Annotated in this window: 14 protein-coding genes; 9 read left to right on the top strand and 5 right to left on the bottom strand. The window is 55.9% G+C overall.

The features are described from left to right. The first annotated feature begins 50 nt into the window (after positions 1 to 50). The 4 genes from AB1S56_RS16805 to glpX all read left to right on the top strand — a co-directional run bounded on the left by AB1S56_RS16805 (position 51) and on the right by glpX (position 9,152). Entirely contained in the window at positions 51 to 1,370 is a 1,320-nt protein-coding gene (locus tag AB1S56_RS16805; RefSeq protein WP_340868033.1) for a glycoside hydrolase family 125 protein, read from the top strand. Further along, positions 1,367 to 4,498, top strand: coding sequence for a beta-galactosidase (locus AB1S56_RS16800; RefSeq protein ID WP_340868031.1), 3,132 nt, complete (start codon positions 1,367 to 1,369; stop codon positions 4,496 to 4,498). The genes AB1S56_RS16805 and AB1S56_RS16800 overlap by 4 nt, the downstream gene beginning before the upstream one ends. 30 nt (positions 4,499 to 4,528) lie before the next feature. Continuing rightward, positions 4,529 to 7,300 (top strand): alpha-mannosidase, encoded by a 2,772-nt coding sequence (locus AB1S56_RS16795; protein WP_340868030.1) that lies wholly within the window; start codon positions 4,529 to 4,531, stop codon positions 7,298 to 7,300. Positions 7,301 to 8,114: 814 nt separating this feature from the next. Beyond that, on the top strand, positions 8,115 to 9,152 hold the full coding sequence (gene glpX, locus AB1S56_RS16790) for a class II fructose-bisphosphatase (RefSeq protein ID WP_340869368.1): 1,038 nt from the start codon (positions 8,115 to 8,117) through the stop codon (positions 9,150 to 9,152). Between the two features lie 169 nt (positions 9,153 to 9,321). Here glpX and AB1S56_RS16785 read toward each other — a convergent pair whose 3' ends face one another. Then, entirely contained in the window at positions 9,322 to 9,864 is a 543-nt protein-coding gene (locus AB1S56_RS16785; RefSeq protein WP_340869369.1) for a phosphatidylglycerophosphatase A, read from the bottom strand. Between the two features lie 128 nt (positions 9,865 to 9,992). On the opposite strand from AB1S56_RS16785, the gene AB1S56_RS16780 reads away from it, so the two are divergent. The 3 genes from AB1S56_RS16780 (at position 9,993) to AB1S56_RS16770 (ending at position 12,612) form a co-directional block, all read left to right on the top strand. Next, on the top strand, positions 9,993 to 11,057 hold the full coding sequence (locus AB1S56_RS16780; protein WP_340869370.1) for a GerMN domain-containing protein: 1,065 nt from the start codon (positions 9,993 to 9,995) through the stop codon (positions 11,055 to 11,057). Between the two features lie 138 nt (positions 11,058 to 11,195). Beyond that, entirely contained in the window at positions 11,196 to 11,933 is a 738-nt protein-coding gene (rph, locus tag AB1S56_RS16775; protein WP_340869372.1) for a ribonuclease PH, read from the top strand. A gap of 4 nt (positions 11,934 to 11,937) precedes the next feature. Then, positions 11,938 to 12,612, top strand: a complete 675-nt coding sequence (locus AB1S56_RS16770; protein WP_340869373.1) for a non-canonical purine NTP pyrophosphatase — start codon at positions 11,938 to 11,940, stop codon at positions 12,610 to 12,612. Between the two features lie 80 nt (positions 12,613 to 12,692). Here AB1S56_RS16770 and asnB read toward each other — a convergent pair whose 3' ends face one another. Further along, the gene (asnB, locus tag AB1S56_RS16765) at positions 12,693 to 14,537 is read right to left on the bottom strand and encodes an asparagine synthase (glutamine-hydrolyzing) (protein ID WP_340869375.1); all 1,845 of its coding nucleotides are present in this window, start codon (positions 14,535 to 14,537) and stop codon (positions 12,693 to 12,695) included. Between the two features lie 151 nt (positions 14,538 to 14,688). On the opposite strand from asnB, the gene AB1S56_RS16760 reads away from it, so the two are divergent. Together AB1S56_RS16760 and AB1S56_RS16755 are read left to right on the top strand one after the other, a co-directional pair. Continuing rightward, positions 14,689 to 15,027: a hypothetical protein gene (locus tag AB1S56_RS16760; protein WP_340869377.1), complete on the top strand. Its 339-nt coding sequence runs from the start codon at positions 14,689 to 14,691 to the stop codon at positions 15,025 to 15,027. A 19-nt stretch (positions 15,028 to 15,046) separates the two neighbouring features. Continuing rightward, complete coding sequence (locus AB1S56_RS16755) at positions 15,047 to 15,382, top strand: hypothetical protein (RefSeq protein WP_340869380.1); 336 nt, start codon at positions 15,047 to 15,049, stop codon at positions 15,380 to 15,382. 71 nt (positions 15,383 to 15,453) lie between these two features. Here the strand turns inward: AB1S56_RS16755 and AB1S56_RS16750 are convergent, their stop codons facing one another. Genes AB1S56_RS16750 through AB1S56_RS16740 form a run of 3 tightly spaced genes read right to left on the bottom strand, consistent with a single transcriptional unit; the run spans position 15,454 to position 18,010 of the window. Next, the gene (locus AB1S56_RS16750; RefSeq protein WP_340869382.1) at positions 15,454 to 16,548 is read right to left on the bottom strand and encodes an endospore germination permease; all 1,095 of its coding nucleotides are present in this window, start codon (positions 16,546 to 16,548) and stop codon (positions 15,454 to 15,456) included. Positions 16,549 to 16,574: 26 nt separating this feature from the next. Next, the gene (locus AB1S56_RS16745) at positions 16,575 to 16,829 is read right to left on the bottom strand and encodes a hypothetical protein (protein ID WP_340869384.1); all 255 of its coding nucleotides are present in this window, start codon (positions 16,827 to 16,829) and stop codon (positions 16,575 to 16,577) included. A gap of 17 nt (positions 16,830 to 16,846) precedes the next feature. Then, positions 16,847 to 18,010: a Ger(x)C family spore germination protein gene (locus AB1S56_RS16740; RefSeq protein ID WP_340869386.1), complete on the bottom strand. Its 1,164-nt coding sequence runs from the start codon at positions 18,008 to 18,010 to the stop codon at positions 16,847 to 16,849. Positions 18,011 to 18,023 lie beyond the last annotated feature (13 nt).

The following is an 18,023-nucleotide window of genomic DNA, read 5'->3' as shown; positions in this document are numbered from 1 at the left end:
GGGATAACCGCCAACAGAGCGAACATGAACAACTGGAGGTATACGTAGATATGGAACAATTCCGATTACCAAAAATTCAGATGCCGCATTTGCCGCTGCCAGAAGCGGTTCAGGCCGTGCTGGAGGAGGCTCGCGAGAAGCTTGCCCACCGGCCGAAGCTGTTGAATCAATTCCTCAATTGCTTCCCCAATACGCTGGAGACAACCACAAAGCTGCTGGACGACGGCACGACCTTCGTCATTACGGGCGATATCCCGGCGTGCTGGCTGCGAGACTCCGTGGAGCAGGTCATTCATTATGTGCCTTTGGCGGAGAGAGATCCGGAGCTTCAGCGCATCATTGGCGGTCTGATTAAGCGCCATGTGCAATATATAGCCATAGATCCTTATGCCAATGCGTTCAACGAATCCGCCAACGACTGGCATTGGAACACCACAGACGTTACAGATATGGGACCGTGGGTTTGGGAGCGCAAGTTCGAGCTGGATTCCGCTTGCTTCACGATCCGGCTGGCCTATACGTACTGGAAGGCAACAGGACTGACGGATATCTTCGACAGCGGGTTTAAGTCGATGCTGCGCACCATTCTAGACCTATGGAAGACAGAGCAGCGCCATGGAGAGCTGTCTCCGTACCGCTTCACGCGCAATAACGGCATTGCGACGGATTCTATGCGGAACAGCGGCATGGGGATGCCGGTCAACTATACCGGCATGATCTGGTCCGGCTTCCGCTCCAGCGACGACGCTTGCGACTTCCACTACAATATTCCTGCCAATATGTTCGCTGTAGTGTCGCTGCGCCAGATGCAGGAGTTCGCGGAGTGGATCTTCCGCGATATGGCGCTGCTGACTGAGCTGAAGGAGCTGGAGGAAGAGGTTAACCATGGCATTCAACTCTATGGCATCTATCGCCATCCGGAATTTGGTCCCATCTATGCGTACGAAACAGACGGCTTCGGCAATTATTGTCTCATGGACGACGCCGGCACGCCTGGACTGCTGTCGATTCCTTATCTTGGCTATGTATCCGCGGATGATCCCATCTACCGCAATACGAGAAGGTTCGCGCTGAGCAAGGAGAACCCTTTTTACTTTGAAGGCAAGGCTGCTCGCGGTATTGGCAGTCCTCATACGCCGGACGGGTATGTGTGGCATATGGCGCTGTCCATGCAGGGCCTGACCGCCGAGACGACGGAGGAGAAGCTGGAGATGCTGTCCTTGCTGGAAGCGACCGATGCCGATACGGGTTATATGCACGAGGGCTTCAACGCAGATGATCCATCCCAGTTCACGCGCAGCTGGTTCGCATGGTCGAACAGCCTGTTCTCACAGCTTGTCTATAAAGCAATGAAGGATAATCTGCTATGAGTATTCTCTACTTCTATGACCCATCCTTCCCATATAGCGGCGACGCACCTCCAGAGGCTTCGCTGCATCAATTGGCCGGGACAGGTACGATTGTTGGAGCGGAAGAGCTGGCGGCTGCGCTTCAGGCGTCCCAGCAGGGCGCCTTGGTCAATCTGCACGCTCCGTATTTCCCTAAGGCTGCATGGGGTGACCTCCTGTCCTTCCTGAGACGGGGAGGCGGGCTGCTGTCAGCGGGCGGCGCACCGTTCAAGCATCCCGTACGCCGGGATGAAGACGGCGTCTGGCAGACAGAGGCGGAGCAAACCGCTTATCATCAGGAGCTTGGCATTCACGAGGCTCTGCGCGTCGTTGCAGGCGAGGGGTATTCTCTTGTCGCTTCAGACGCGATCCCGCTGCTGGCCGGCAGGGAAGGGTTATTCCATGCCGGGGAACCGACATGGAATCTGGTGCCGCATGTGACAAAAAGCAGCGATCTGCCCCATCAGATGGGCTCGGCAGGTCCCATGGACGCCCGGATTTATCCCCTTCTCAAGGGAACTAGCGTAGACGGCAGAGAGCGGTCTGCGCCGGTTGTCTTGTGGGAGCGGGTACTGGGTGAATTCGCCGGCGCGCGCTGGCTGTTCATTGGCCAGCCGCTCAAGGCCTCGTTCTGGCAGGGCGGTGGCGCAGAGGCTCTTGCAGAGTGGAGCCGCTTTGTGGCAGACGGTGTGACGGAGTGGTGGCTGAAGCCGGATTATGCCAGCTACGAGCCGGGCGAGCGCCCGCAGCTGACGCTCCAGGCACAGCGCCTGAGCAAGACTGATCCTGGGACTGTGGATCAGTGGCAGGTGACCATTGCGATCTGGAAGATCGGCCAGAAGGGCCAGAGTGATACCTTGTGGGAGCACACTGTCGTGATGGATGCCGGAAGCGAGCTCAATATGGTAAGAATGCCTATTCCCATCGCCCTGGAGGCGGGTTACTACCGAATCAGCGCGGTCGCTGTAACTCGAAGCGGCGAACAGCGCGGGCTGCGCCAAGGCTTCTGGTGCAGGGACGAGGGGCTGCTTGCTGAAGGGTCCAATGTTACGGCAGGTAGGGACTATTTCCAGCGTGATGGCCGTCCGATGCCGGTAGTGGGCATGACTTATATGACAAGCGATGTTGCCCGCAAATTTCTGTCGTTGCCTAACGTATCCGTATGGGACAGGGATATGGCGCAGATGCGGAGAGCAGGCATTAACTGGATACGCACAGGCATTTGGACCGCCTATCGCCATATTATGGAGGTGGACGGGCATGCCTCTGAAGCAGCGCTGCGCGCCATTGACGCCTTCCTGTTGACGGCGAAGCGGCATGGTCTTCAGGTGACCTTCACCTTCTTCTCCTTCACGCCGGAGACATGGGAGGGGCTTAATCCTTATCTCGACCCCCGAAGCGTGGAGGCGCAGAAGCGGTTTATCCGCTCTATTGTCAGCCGGCATAAGAGTACCACAGGGGTCGATTGGGATCTCATCAACGAACCGTCCATGTTCGATCCTCCGCGCATATTCTCGGACGGTCCCCGCTCCTCGCGGGATCGCTTCGAGAAGGAGGCTTTCATCGAGTGGCTGCGCGAGAGGCATGGCAGCATCGAGAAGCTGCAGGAGCGGTGGAATATGACGCCTGGCCAGCTTCCAAGCTTCGAGGCTGCGCTGCCGCCGGAGCCGGAGGAGATCAACTTTGACGTGCAGGATATGCATCAGGCCAAGAAGGGCGGCCGATGGCTGGACTATGTGCTGTTCTCCATGGAGATGCATAATCGCTGGGCAAGACAGTTGTACGCTTCCATTAAGGATATTTGTCCGGAGCATATGGTAACAGTAGGTCAGGATGAAGCGCTGGGCGCTCAGCGTCCATCGCCCTTCTTCTACGAGGAGGCGGTGGATTATACGACGGTGCATTCCTGGTGGCTTAATGACAGGCTGCTATGGGATGGCGTATTCTCCAAGTCGCCGAATAAGCCAAATCTGGTGCAGGAAACCGGCATTATGTATGTCGAGACGCCGGACGGTCGGGCGAAGCGGTCTGAGGAGGAGCTGCTCAGCATTCTGGAGCGCAAATATACGTACGCATTCGCCGCAGGAGGCGCTGGAGCGATTCAGTGGATATGGAACACCAATTTCTATATGGACAACGCCAATGAATCTCATATCGGCGCCTTAAGGGCGGATGGCACCGAAAAGCCGGAGGCGGATGTCTCCTACCTTTTCGGAGCATTCATGGAGCAGATTCAAAATTTGTTCGGGGACCGAGAGGCGGAGGAGACGGCAGTTGTCTTCCCGTACTCCAATGACTTCTCCAATCGGAAGCTGGCGTTCGATGCGACGGCAATGGCGACCCGCGTGCTGGGCTATCGCCTGAAGACGCCGGTTCGAGGCGTCAGCGAATACCATCTGGATGATCTGCGGACGCGACCAGCCAAGCTGATCATTGTGCCGAGTCCTCATAACTTTGATACCGAAGCGTTTGCTAAGCTAACGGACATTGTATCGAAGACCGGCGCGACGCTGCTGTGGACGGGTCCAATCAGTCTGGACCCTTATTGGCGGAGTGAGGAGCGGCTGCCAGAGCTGCTTGGCGGCTTAAGGCAGGACAATGTGCGGCGCGAGGAAAGGCTCTGGCTGCCGCTATCTCCGGAGAAGCTGGCGGTGGACGTCTCCTTCGCGGCCCGGCGCATTGCAGAGACGCTTAAGGAGGCACCCGCTGGCGCAAGCTCGGCAGGAGATGATATCGTGGAGACCGCACTGGGACAAGGCCGGCTGCTATGGTGTCCGCTGCCAGTGGAGCTGAACGAGCGTGCGGAGGCAGTGGAGACGCTGTACCGTTACGCGCTGGAGACTTCCGGCGTCAATAGGGAGCTCTTATGGCTGGAGGGCGGAGAGCTGCCCGGCGTCTATGGACGCAAGCTGCGTTTTGGCGGCGGCTCGTTGCTCCTGTTCGTTTCGGAATGCGGCTTCGATGCCAATGTGCGCGTGGAGGACCCGCATACAGGAGCGGTGTACGCCTTCCAGCTGGAGAAGGAGCGCTCCGTCATGTTCGCTGTGGATGCAGCAGGTGCGGTTACGGCCGTATATCGGCCGGAGGAAGTCACCATTCAACAGCAATAGACAGACGCAATAGAAGAGGAAGTGAATGTGATGGCACCAACCAAAACGGCTCATATTATTTCCCATACCCACTGGGATCGGGAGTGGTATCTGCCTTACGAGAAGCATCATGTCAGACTGATCGCGTTAATGGACACTCTGCTGGATACAATGGCCAGAGATGCCGGGTACCGGAGCTTTTTCCTGGATGGCCAGACCATCATTCTGGAGGATTATTTGCAGATACGGCCAGACCGCAAGGAGGAGCTTGAAGCGCTGATCCGCGAGGGGCGCATCGTGATTGGGCCTTGGTATATTTTGCAGGATGCCTTCCTAACCAGCTCTGAAGCCAATGTGCGCAATATGCAGATTGGGCATAGGGACGCCAAGGCATATGGCCAAGCTGCCAAGATCGGCTACTTCCCGGACACATTCGGCATTATGGGACAGACGCCTCAGCTTATGAGGCAGGCGGGTATCGACAACGCCTTTTTTGGTCGGGGCGTGAAGCCTACGGGCTTTAACAATACAGTGGCGGACTCCGAATACGAGTCCTCCTTCTCGGAGCTCATCTGGGAGGGGCCGGACGGCTCGCAGGTGCTGGGCATCCTGTTCGCGAACTGGTACAGCAATGGCAACGAAGTGCCGGTGGATGAGGAGGAAGCGCGCGAATATTGGGCTCGCAAGCTGGCCGATGCCGAGAAATATGCCTCGACGGGCGAGCTGCTCTACATGAACGGCTGTGATCATCAGCCTATACAGACGGATTTACCGCTCGCCATCGAAACAGCCAAAAAGCTGCATCCGGATATCGAGTTTCTTCATTCCAGCTTCGAGTCTTATCTGGACAAGGTAAGAGCTTCATTGTCCGGGGAGCTGTCCATCGTACGGGGAGAGCTGCGCAGCCAGCGCACCGATGGATGGTCCACGCTGGTGAACACAGCATCCGCACGGGTATACCTGAAGCAGCTGAACCAGCTTGGGCAGGCGCTTCTGGAGCGAACGGCGGAGCCGCTTGCTGCCATGGCGCATATGCTGGGCAAGCCATACCCGCATCATTTGTTCGTATACGCATGGAAGACGCTGATGCAGAATCATCCCCATGACAGCATCTGCGGCTGCAGCGTGGATGAGGTGCATCGCGAGATGATTACCCGCTTCGATAAGAGCCGCCATGTAGCGGAGACCATTGTGGATGACAGCCTGCAGACGATCGTCTCCAGCATTGATACAGAGGTGTTCGCGGCGTACGGCAGGGATGCGCTTCCTGTTGCCGTATTCAACACCAGCGGGTGGGAGAGAACGGGCGTCGTCTCTGTAGAGCTCGATGTGAGCCGTATTTATTACCGGGATGGCTTAACCCTGCCGGAGATGAATGCGCGCATGGAGAGTATACTTCTTGGGAACAGAGTGTTACGCAATGAACGGGGTGAGCCGGTGGCATGCGAGGTGGAGGATCTTGGCCTGCAATTCGGCTATGACCTGCCGGACGATCGATTCCGGCAGCCCTATATGTGCCGGCGAGTGAAGCTGACCTTCCAGGCGGTCTCCGTTCCAGCGCTGGGCTGGCGTACCTACGCATGGGCGCAGGGTGAGGGCGCTGCCGAGGGAGAAGCTCTCGCCGACAATCAGAGCTCTCTCCTGATAGGGGAGAAGGTGCTCGACAATGGCCGTATTCGAATTGAGATTGCTGAGGATGGCAGCTTCATGCTGGAGGACAAAGCGAGCGGCAGGACCTATCGCGATCTTCTTGTGTTCGAGGATACCGGCGATATTGGCAATGAATATATGTATCGTCAGCCAGACGGTGAGCAAGCCATTACCACTAAAGGGAAGAAGGCTGTGATCCGGATTGCGGAGAACACCGTTTTCCGCGCTGCGGTGGAGATTGAGCATGAGCTGCTAGTGCCTGCGGAGGGTGACGCTGTATTCGAACGCGAGAAGCGGGAAGCCGTCTATTATCCGGAGAGACTAGGCGCCAGAACCGGGGAAGCGTTTGTACCCCTCAAGATTAAAGCGCTTGTCAGTCTGGAGCGCGGCGCTCGGGGCGTCAGCGTAGAGGTGGTGCTTCGTAATGAGGCTAAGGATCATCGTATCCGCGCCTTGTTTCCGACGGATCTGGATGCTGCTCACCATTATGCAGACTCTGTGTTCGAAGCGGCACGCCGCGATAATGAGCCTTCGTCAGAGTGGCGCAATCCAAGCAATTGCCAGCATCAGCAGGCCTTTGTGGATGTTTGCGAGCAGAACGCTGGCCTGACCATAGCGAACCTTGGGCTGAACGAATACGAGCTGCTTCGCGATGGGCGCAACACCGCTGCCGTTACTTTGCTGCGGGCGGTTGGCGAGCTTGGTGATTGGGGCGTCTTCCCGACGCCAGAAGCGCAGTGCCTGGGCGAGCATCGTTTTGTTATGCAGCTGCTGCCTCATGATGGGGAACGCGGCCGCTTCCAGGCTTATGCGAAGGCTTACCAGCTGCAGACGGAATGGAAGCTTCAGCCGACGGGCATTCATGGCGGGGAGCTTCAGCCGACGGGAGCTGCTCTGGCGTGGTCAGGCGAGACGCTGGCCTTCTCCTCGATGAAGCTGGCCGAGGAGTCCGGCGACCTGATGCTTCGCTGGTTCAATATGGGAGGAAGCTCTCAGGAGCTGGAGGTACAGCTTCCCGAGGGCACGGTGGAAGCATATGAGAGCGATATTCTGGAGCAGCGCTCCGGAGAGATGCTTCAGGCCGGGACTGCAGCGGGCAGCGCCATGCTGACCACGAGACCTTACGGGATCGTGACGGTTGGCTGCCGCATCGGGAGCGGCGATACACCATAATATAATAAATTGCTGACAGCCAAGCAGAGCTGCGGCCTCTCCTTTTTGAGGGGAGGCACGCAGCTCTGGTTGGCTTTTTTGTGGCGGCAGGGCAGTTTGTTTAGTTTCGTTTTGTTTGCGGCGGGAGTGGGGGAGGCGTGCGAGGAACTTTGATTTGAGCTGGGGGTGGGGGCGAGTTGGGGGTGGGGACGTGCCAGAAACGTCTAAATGTGCAGGGAGCGGGGGTTTGGAGCAAATAGACGTGCCAGAAACGTCTAAATGTGCAGGGAGCGGGGGTTTGGAGCAAATAGACGTGCCAGAAACGTCTAAATGTGCAGGGAGCGGGGGTTTGGAGCTAATAGACGTGCCAGAAACGTCTAAATGTGCAGGGAGCGGGGGTTTGGAGCTAATAGACGTGCCAGAAACGTCTAAATGTGCAGGGAGCGGGGGTTTGGAGTAAGTAGACGTGCCAGGAACGTCTAAATGTGCAGGGAGCGGGGGTTTGGGGCAAATAGACGTGCCAGGAACGTCTAAATGTGCAGGGAGCGCAGGGTTGGAGCAAATAGACGTGTCAGGAACGTCTAAATGTGCAGGGAGCGGGGGTTTGGAGCTAATAGACGTGCCAGAAACGTCTAAATGTGCAGGGAGTCGGGGTTTGGAGCAAATAGACGTGCCAGGAACGTCTAAATGATCTTGTTTAGCTAAAATGATGATTTAATGAAAAATGAAAATATATATTGCGTCATATTGAAGTATATGTTACATATTAAATAAGAAATATAGAACGTATATTTAATGCGGGCATATGAATCGCCACAACAAAGGAGAGAGCGGGATGGAGAGAGAGCTTGCTTTGGAGATTGTAAGGGTAACGGAGCTGGCGGCATTGGCATCGGCGCCGTGGATGGGTCGCGGCGACAAAAATAGCGCAGACGGAGCAGCAACATCGGCTATGCGTGCGATGTTCGATTCCGTATCGATACGCGGAACGGTCGTCATTGGGGAAGGCGAGATGGATGAGGCCCCTATGCTGTACATTGGCGAGCAGGTGGGAAGCATGCAGGGCCCTGAGGTTGACGTTGCGGTTGATCCACTGGAAGGAACAGAGATCGTGGCGAAGGGGCTGAACAACGCTTTGTCTGTCATCGCTGTGGCAGGCAAGGGCCAGCTGCTTCACGCACCGGACATGTATATGGAGAAGCTGGCATATGGTCCTGCGCTGGTAGGCAAGCTGTCTATTACGGACCCAATCGAAACAACCCTGGCCAAAGCGGCAGACGCACTGGGGAAAAAGGTTGCGGATCTAACGGTTATGATTCTCGACCGCACGCGCCACGATTCGATTATTAAGTCGCTGCGCAAGGTAGGCGTTCGGATCAAATTCCTATCGGACGGCGATGTAGCGGGAGCGATGGCGCCGGCATTCCCCGAAGCGGGCATAGACCTGTACGTTGGCTCCGGCGGCGCGCCGGAGGGCGTATTGGCAGCCGCAGCGCTTAAGTGTCTAGGAGGCGGTATCCAAGGGAGATTGATGCCAGCGGATGGCAAGGAGTATGCGCGCTGCATCGAGATGGGCATCGAGGACCCTTACCGCGTACTGACAATGGATGACATGGTTGGCACAGAGGATGTTATATTCGCGGCTACCGGCGTCACACCGGGCGAATTCCTGGGCGGGGTGCGCTACTTCCCGGATGAGAGAGCGGAGACGGAGTCCATCGTCATGCGCGCGAAGACCAAAACGATTCGATTCGTTCGGTCGCTTCATTATTTGCCAAACAAGCCGCTGCTGCAGCAATCTGGTGAGACGAAGCCAGAGACAAAAGAGAAGCCAAAGGGGAAAGCAAAGGTAGAGGAAGAGCAGACGGCTTAATTAAAGAGGTTTGCAACGAAAACATAAATCTTGTGCTGAAAACGGGACTTTTTGAACACACATGTAAAGTGGATCTTTGATGAACAATGAAGCCTCGCGGATAATCCGCGAGGCTTCATTGCGTTGTGCCGCCAGCGTCGCCCGCCAGCCAGTCCGGGGACTGGCTGGATTAGTCCAGCGGCGGCGTTGTGACGCCTTCGCGCTCCGCCTGCTTGCGGTGCGCGATTCGGCTCGCTGCGGATGCCGCGATGGCGCCGACGATGTCGTCGAGGAAGGTGTGAATCTCTTTGTCGGATTTGGCGTTTAGACGTACGAGTATGCCGGGCTTCAGCTTATCGACATAGCCGAAGTTGGTGAAGCCGATGCTGCCGTATACGTTGACGATGGACAGCGCCAATATTTCGTCGCAGCCGTATAACCCCTCGTCGTATTTGATCATGTCCTGCAGAGGCGCCATCAGCTTGCCTTCCTCCGCCAGCAGATCCAGCTGAATGCCTGTCAGGACAGCGTTCTGCACCTCTCGCTTGGACAGGACTGCCTCGACGTGGATAATACATTCCTCCGGCGTGAGCTCCGGGTAATAATCCTTCTGCAGGAAGTAGACCAGCTCCGCGATCGCTTCGTTGGTTACACCTCGTTTGACGAGCCATTCTTTGGTAGCCGCTGCGACTTTTTCGCTGTTCAGGCTATATTTTTCAGGCAGGTTGCTCATATCATTTCCCCCTCGAGATTTTTGGACAAAACTGGTCTAAAACAGGGAAGGGCTCGTATACATATTACTACAAATGAGGAGTTGTACAAAGCCGACAGGCCAAAATCGATTGGGGAGGAATTATCATCATGATTCAAAAAAAATGGATTCGCCGCTCCGCGTACGTCGCGCTTCTGGCGCTGCCCGTTATAACCGCGGGATGCGGACTGTTCTCTCAGCAAACTAGCAAAACGATCGATCCGCCGCAGGTAGAGGAAACCGGGGACATGAACAGCGATCCAACCGGACAGGCTTTGCCGGACGGCCAAGAGCCATCCAGAATGACGGTGTATCTGCAGGACAGCAACGGCTATCTGGCTCCAATCGCTGTGCCGGTCACGCTTGGCGAGAAGGAGACGGCTGCCCAGAAGGCGCTCGAGGTTATGGTGGACAATGGAGCTTACGCCGCGCTTATTCCGGAGGACTTCAGGGCCATGATTCCGCAAGGCACGCAGGTCATCGGCTATACCTATGATCAGGAGCGCAAAGTCGCGAAGGTCAACCTGTCGGGTGCTTTCCTTGATTATAACGCGCAGGACGAGCGGGATATCGTAGAGTCGATCACCTGGACGCTGACGGCCATGCCAGGCATCGAAGGTGTAGAGCTCTCCGTCGAAGGCCAGCTGCTGGAGGAAATGCCGCAAGCGGCGTTCCCGATCCAAGGCGAGCTTACCCGCAAAATCGGCATCAACCTGGAGAGAGCCGAAGGGGTGAATCCCGCTAATTCTTCGTCGGTGGTGCTCTATTTCTCCGCTCAATCCTTAAATCATGAAGAATATTATGTGCCGGTTACGCGCTTGATCGATCGTTCGGATTCCAAGGAGCACGCGGCGATGGAGCAGCTGATTCAAGGGCCGCTGGATGCCAAGAAGCTGACCAGCGTGATTCTTCCCAATGTGGAGGTCGAAAGCCTGGAGCTGCTGGATGAAGGGCTTGTCAAGATCGATCTGAAGGACGAGGCTTATGAATCCGGTCTGCCGGTTCCGGCGGAAATGCTGCAGGCCATCGTGTTGTCGCTGACCGAGAATACGGGCGCAACCTCTGTACAAATCAGCATCAACGGCGAAACGGATTTGGTGGACGACGCGAACAACACGTACAGCGAGACGCAGCCGGCGACGAGACCCCATCATCTCAACGCGCTGAAGTCCTAAGCATAAAGCGAACGAATCGGGCATTAGTCCGGTTCGTTCTTTTTTTGCGGGTGTCGTATCGGCGATGTGCATTCCCGTCTTGACTTTGTTAAAATAGGAGAGGTTCAAAATGGAAGATATGCTCAGGAGGCCATCAAAATGAGAAATGACAGTCGCGAGCCGAATCAGCTTCGGCCGGTTCAAATAACGACAAACGTAAACAAGCATGCGGAAGGCTCGGTTCTAATCGAGGTGGGAGATACCAAAGTCATCTGCACCGCCAGCGTGGAGGACCGTGTCCCTCCGTTCATGAAGGGCCAGGGCAAGGGATGGATTAACGCGGAATATGCGATGCTGCCGCGCGCGACCCACTCCCGCAATCAGCGTGAAGCGGCGCGGGGCAAGCTGACGGGCCGGACGATGGAAATTCAGCGTCTGATCGGCAGGGCGCTGCGCTCCGTCGTAGATCTTGGCGCGCTGGGCGAGCGTACGATTACGCTTGATTGCGACGTTATTCAGGCAGACGGCGGCACACGCACAACCTCCATTACAGGAGCTTTTGTCGCGCTGGCGCTGGCTGTAGCTCATATCGGCAAGACGGTCTCGTTCCAAAAGTATCCTATCCGTGATTTTCTGGCTTCCGTCAGCGTTGGGGTCATTCAGGAGAAAGCGCTGCTTGATCTGAATTATGAAGAGGATTCCAAGGCGAAGGTCGACATGAACGTCGTCATGACGGGAGAAGGCAAATTCGTAGAGGTGCAAGGCACCGGCGAAGAGGCGCCGTTCTCGCGGGAAGAGATGAATCAGCTGCTTGCGCTTGCCGAGGCCGGCATTGAGGAATTGATCCAGAAGCAGCGTGAAGCGCTCGGCGAGCTCGCGGACCGCATCGGGAGGTAGAGCGATGTCCCGGCACTTGCTATCGGAGGGGTCCGTTATTGTCGTCGCAACCAAAAACAGCGGTAAGGTCAAAGAGTTTGCTTACGCTCTGGAGAAGCTGGGCAAGGGTGTGCAAAGCCTGCATGACTATCCCGCCATCCCGGATATTCCGGAGACGGGGACAACCTTCGCGGAGAACGCGCGAATCAAAGCCAAGGCGACGGGAGACGCGCTTGGCGTCCTTGCGCTGGCGGACGATTCCGGCCTTCGGGTGGAGGCGCTTGGCGGCGCGCCGGGCGTCTACTCCGCGCGCTACGCGGGCGAAGGCGCTTCAGACGCTGACAACAATGCGAAGCTTGTGGCGGAGCTCAAGGCGTTGGGCTGCGAGGCTGAAGATCGCATGGAGGCATTAAGCGGTATGGGGATGCCGGTCGACGGCTCGAAGCCCCTTAGCCGCGCTCAATTCGTATGCGCTCTGGCGCTTTACGATCCCGAGACGGGAACGTTCGTGGAAGCGGAGGGCACGGTCGACGGCGTTATAACCGATCAGCCCCATGGAGACGGGGGCTTCGGCTACGACCCGTTATTCTGGGTGCCCGCTCTGGGACGGGGCATGGCGGAGCTGAGCAAGGAGGAGAAGGGCGCCATCAGCCATCGCGGCGAGGCGCTGAAGGCGCTGCTCGCCAAGCTGGAGGATTAGTCGCCGAGCAGGAGAAGAGGCTGGTGCAAGCGGATTGCCGCATGCGCCAGCCTCTTATTTCTCCATATACTAACCTTTCTCTAACCGATGGAAACCTTATACGTCTTCAGCCACAAATTGACCTGGTACAAATAGGCGAACAGCTGGGGACCCGACATCAGCTGTCCGAACCAAGGCAGATTGGATTTCGCTGAATCGGATTCCGCAAGCTCCCGAACCTTCTTCACGTTAATGAGGGGCAGGAGCGGGGAGGACGGGTCGTTGAGTACATCTAGCAGCAAACCTTTGACCGCGGTCAGATAGTTCGGGTTATGCGTCTTCGGGTAGGGACTCTTCTTCCTCCATAATACGTCGTCCGGCAGCACGCCCTGCAGCGATTTGCGCAAAATGCCCTTCTCCCGGTCGCCCGCTGTTTTGATTTCCCATGGAATGTTGAACACATATTCCACGAGTCGATGGTCGCAGAATGGCACCCGAACCTCAAGTCCAGCCGCCATGCTCATCCGGTCCTTGCGATCCAGAAGCGTTGGCATAAAGCGGGTAATGTTCAAATAAGACATTCGCCGCATCCGCCGCCTTACCTCGTCCTCGCCGTCAAGCTGAGGCACCTCGGCTACGGCATCCGCATACCGATCTCCGATATATTGCTCCGGCTTAATCCACTCCGCGATGTCGGGAGACAGCAATCCCGCCCTCATCGTTGTGGCGAGCGACCATGGGAAGGTATCGGCGCTCAGCGCCTCCTCCCGGTGGAACCAGGGGTAGCCGCCGAATATTTCGTCCGCCGCTTCGCCAGAGATCGCGACGGTCGCGCCCTTCTTGATCTCGTGGCAAAAGAGCAGCAGGGAAGCGTCGACATCGGCCATGCCCGGCAAATCGCGCGCCAGTGTTGCGTCATGGAGAGCGGCCGCCAGCTCTGGCGTATCGAACTGAATGGGGTGATGCACGGTACCCAGATGCTTCGTCATGCGCTCGATCCACGGAGCGTCGCTGTTCGGCTGGAACGCGTGCGCCTGGAAATGCTTGTCGTTGTCGCGGTAATCAACGGAATACGTGTGCACGTTGCCCTGACCATTCGCCGCATAATAGTTCACGGCAAGCGTCGTCAGCGCGCTGGAGTCCAGTCCGCCGGACAGCAGCGTGCATACGGGCACATCGGAGATAAGCTGCCGCTCCACCGTATCCTTGAGCAAGGCGCCGACATGCTCGGCGGTTTCCTCTACATTATGTGTGTGCTCCGAGCTCCGCAGCTGCCAGTACGTGATGGTTTTTGCGCCCGCCTGGTTCACAACCATACACTTGCCTGGCCGCAGCTCCTCAATATCCTTGTATACGCCGTGTCCCGGCGTGCGAGCGGGGCCAATAACGAATATTTCGGCAAGGCCCTCGGCTCCCACCTCCGCTTTGACCGCGGAATGCTCCAGAATGCATTTGGGCTCGGAGCCGAAAATAAACAAGCCGTCTCTTCTCCGGAAGAACAGCGGCTTGACGCCAAGTCGATCACGCGCGAGGAACAGCTCCTGCGCCGTTACATCCCATATCGCAAACGCGAAAATACCGTTAAAGCGCTCAACGCATGCGCGTCCCCATTCCATAAATGCGACCAGCAGCACCTCGGTGTCGCAGGTTGTTGTGAAGGAACGTCCCCTGCTCTCCAGCTCCTTCTTCAGCTCGGGAGCGTTGTACAGCTCTCCATTGTAGACGACAACGTATTTGTCATCCCCAGTATACCGAATCATAGGCTGGGCACCGTTCTCCGGGTCCATAACCGACAGCCGTCGATGGCCAAGCGCGCAATGAGCCGATATCCAGGTGCCTGCGGCGTCGGGGCCGCGCGGGGCAAGGGTGTCGGTCATCTTTTCCAGATTGACGCTTTCCTTGGTTAGGTCACTGTTCCAATCAATCCAGCCGGTAATTCCGCACATCCATCTCATTCCTCTCTATGCTGGACTCCAATAGCGATAGTAACAGTTATATGCTGAAAAAAGGCATAAAATGTCTGTCCAACGGGGGATGCTAGAGGAGGCGACAACAGCTGAAAGCCACTTCCAGGAAGGAAGAAAGGAATGAGCGCAGATGCATCAGCAGGATGAATGGGAAGGGCACGGCGGAAGAAAGCAATTTTTTGTTTCCGTTCAAGCCGGTCAAATATTGGAGGATCCCGAGGCGGCAGCCTATGAGCTGGCGATATACGCGAATGACGAGGAGGTTGCCCGGCTGCGCGAGCTGTTCGAGGAGCTGGCCTCTATGGATGAAGCGGAGGTCGCGCACTTCGCGCACACGCCGTACGGCACTAGCGGAGACGAGACGATAAACGCTGCTTCTGACGAAATTGTAAGCCTCATTTACAAGCAGCTGTATGAGTGCGGCACTGGAGAAACCAAGCGGCACATCGAATCCATGGGGATCTTATAGGGAAAGGCGGGTGTGGCGAATGAAGCCATTGGAAGCGCGCGTGAGAGGTGTGGTGAGCAGAGACGGTATGCCTTGCGCGGAGGTGGAGGTTCGGACGGACGATCACAACGCACCGGTCGTTCTGGCTTATTATTCAAATGGCGGCGCAGCGCTAGTGCTGCATGAGGTGCTCCGTAACGACGCGGACAGAGAGGCAGACTGGTTCGATAATAATATGCACCAGGCGTTCCGGAGCCTGACGAGCGGCTCCCTCAACGAAGACGAGGCTCACAGCAGCTGGCAGGCATTCGGAGCTCGTGTGATCGAGCTGGCGGGGGATGAGATCACTCGCTGTCTGTCGGAAACAAAGGAATAAGCGAGAGAGAACAGACCCATCGTCGACATGACGATGGGTCTGTTGGCTGTGGAAATCATGATGTATAAGCGCTATCTTACACGCCTTCGAATGGCGGCCACGGCTGTTACGAGCAGCAGAGGGGCGGTAAAGGCAAATGTGACCCATAACGGATGAACGATCGACACCATCTCCACCCACTGCATATCGGATTTGAACCCCACCAGCGTATGGAGAAAGGCGATCAGCGCGATAGGCGTCACGATCATTCGATAATTCTGGAGCTTGAAGAGATGCGTTATGAACAGGCTCAGCACGTACAAGGTAATAGTCGCCTTCATATAGGAGCCTGCTATGAGAGATATTCCGATAACGGACTCGATCCTCGTGATGATTTCCTGCACCTCCACCGTGCGGGCAAGCTCGTACAGGGAATACTTCTTGATGCCGGCGAGCGGTCCGAATAACATGATCGTGCAAACGATGGATACACACAGAGTGGTTATATTCAACAGCAACGCCAGAATCATCTTGCGTTTAAGCTCGCTGTTAGCCGTTTTATGAACGAATTGCAGCAGCATTGCGAACAGAAACAACTCAGCATAAGGGAACCCGTACGAAAAAAAAGCGCCTTTCAGCACGGGCAGCACGCCCTCTGGCATGAGCGGGACAAGATGCCCGGGACTGTAATCCTCAATCGCCAGCAAGAGCACGGCGCTGACAAATATAACGACCAGAGTCATGATCATGGTAAACATCCGCGCCATAACCTCAAGCCCTGCCCGAACGGTCAATGCCGCAACCATAAAGATCAGAGATGTGAAGGAGTAGGTTGGCGTTTCTCTGAGCATGGCACTCTGCATAAACAAGCTGATATCGAGTACAATCGCTGACAGCATATGCAGCAAACAAGAAAGAGGCAGGACAGCGATGACAAGCGTCGGCCACGTGCCGATCAGCTTGCGGCTGTATTCCACATAGCTCAATCTCGGGAAACGGCCGTGCAGATAGAGCATACAGGCTAGAAGTGCCATGCCGACTGCTCCGGAGATGATCAGGGAAAGCCAGGCGCTGTTATCCGCTTTGCCGATTAGCGGGGAAGGGATATTGATAATAGAAGAGCCCGTCATAAAGGTATAGAATAACACACCCATTTGCATAGGGCTGACTACTTCCTGCTGCTCCATATGGATTCACCTCCTATCGCTGTTCGTCACTGATTGGGCAAGGTCAGCCACTTGTCTATCGTACGGGCCATGTCTGTGAACACGAGATCGGCCAGCTCGTAAATGCCAGGAAAGTCAAATGGGAAAGCCAGTGCATAGTCGACGGCGAAATACAGCGATACCATCATAAGAATGATGTATGCCGCCTTCTCCGCCCTGCTTGACTCGCTTTGCCACAAAGACCTGTCGTACACAAATATAGAGCCGTATGCGGCCAGCAGCACGATGACGCGTTCTACCATATGCCGTTCTCCTCTCGCTATTTGCTATCCCCCGAAACAGCCGGCTTTCCAATCGCGGTGCCGGTCGTTATGAGCCTGACGTCGACCTGAATATCGAAAGGGATCCCGGCAAATTGATCCTCCCAAGAGTCCTTCATGCCTTTCCATGCTTTGGGATGCCACTTTGCGATCGAATTGCCGATATCGATGATATCCGTTTTATTAGCCTGAAGCACTTGGATGGTCGAGAGCATCTGATGTTGGATTTCCTTTTCAATTTTGAGGATATAGTCTTCCTCATCCTGTCTTGTTTTGATCTCTGTGCATTTCAGTTCTCCGATGACTCCTTCTACCGAGGCTTTTACAAGTACGCTCACCTTGTCTCCCTCAAGCTTGGGCTTTATCCTGGTATTCAGGCCAAGCACCTCAAATGATTCTGTCTGAAGCTTCTCCTGGCAGGGGATTTCTACAATGCCGGACTTAAATTCATTCCGCAGCATGACAAGCCCTTCCACTTTTTTGGAAGGCAGGATGTTGATCATCTTGCCCTTCTTCAGAAGTGCCAAACCTGCTGTATTCAATTCGTCCATACTGTCCTTGTAAATATAGGTGATAGCCGCATCGTTATTCGGACTGCCCATCTGCAGAGCGAATTTGAGCAGCGTCGTATCCATCGATTTGGCGGAGTTTTTGTAGGATACCTGTTTGGTGAGCAAGAGCTGCTGCCCGATGGTCTGCTCGATCTCCGGCTCGATTTCCAATATACGATCCGCGCGTCCTTTGGCAATCATAAGGGAGATCGTATGTCTGGGTTCATGATCCCGGTAAAAAAAATCGATCAGCTTGCCGACGTCGGTCGACTTCGCCAGCTTCTCGCCAATGATGATCACGCGCATATGGCTCCAGGTAGCCTTCCTGCCGAGATGGATAGGAATATCACGGATCGCTTCGAATAGGGAATCGTCCGTTGTTTTGACCAGCAGGTTCGCCGTGGGGCTCTGTGAGCCTCCTCCGCCCCCATTTTGCCCGGTGACTGGGCGGTACATCTGCGTGGTCAATTCCAACTGTTTGTTTTTGCCCTGGTCGATCGCAATCGCCATTACAAATCCGTAGTGATCCAGCTCTCTTTTATTCCAGCACCCGGGCAGGAAGAGCAGGGCGGCGCACAATAAAACGAGGGTCATCCTTTTTTTAAACATCATCCCATCATTCTTT

This window comes from Paenibacillus sp. PL2-23 (assembly GCF_040834005.1).
In the GTDB taxonomy this organism is placed as follows: Bacteria; Bacillota; Bacilli; order Paenibacillales; family Paenibacillaceae; genus Pristimantibacillus.
The sequence above is the reverse complement of the archived record's forward strand: the minus strand, read 5'-3'. Positions and strand labels throughout refer to the sequence as shown.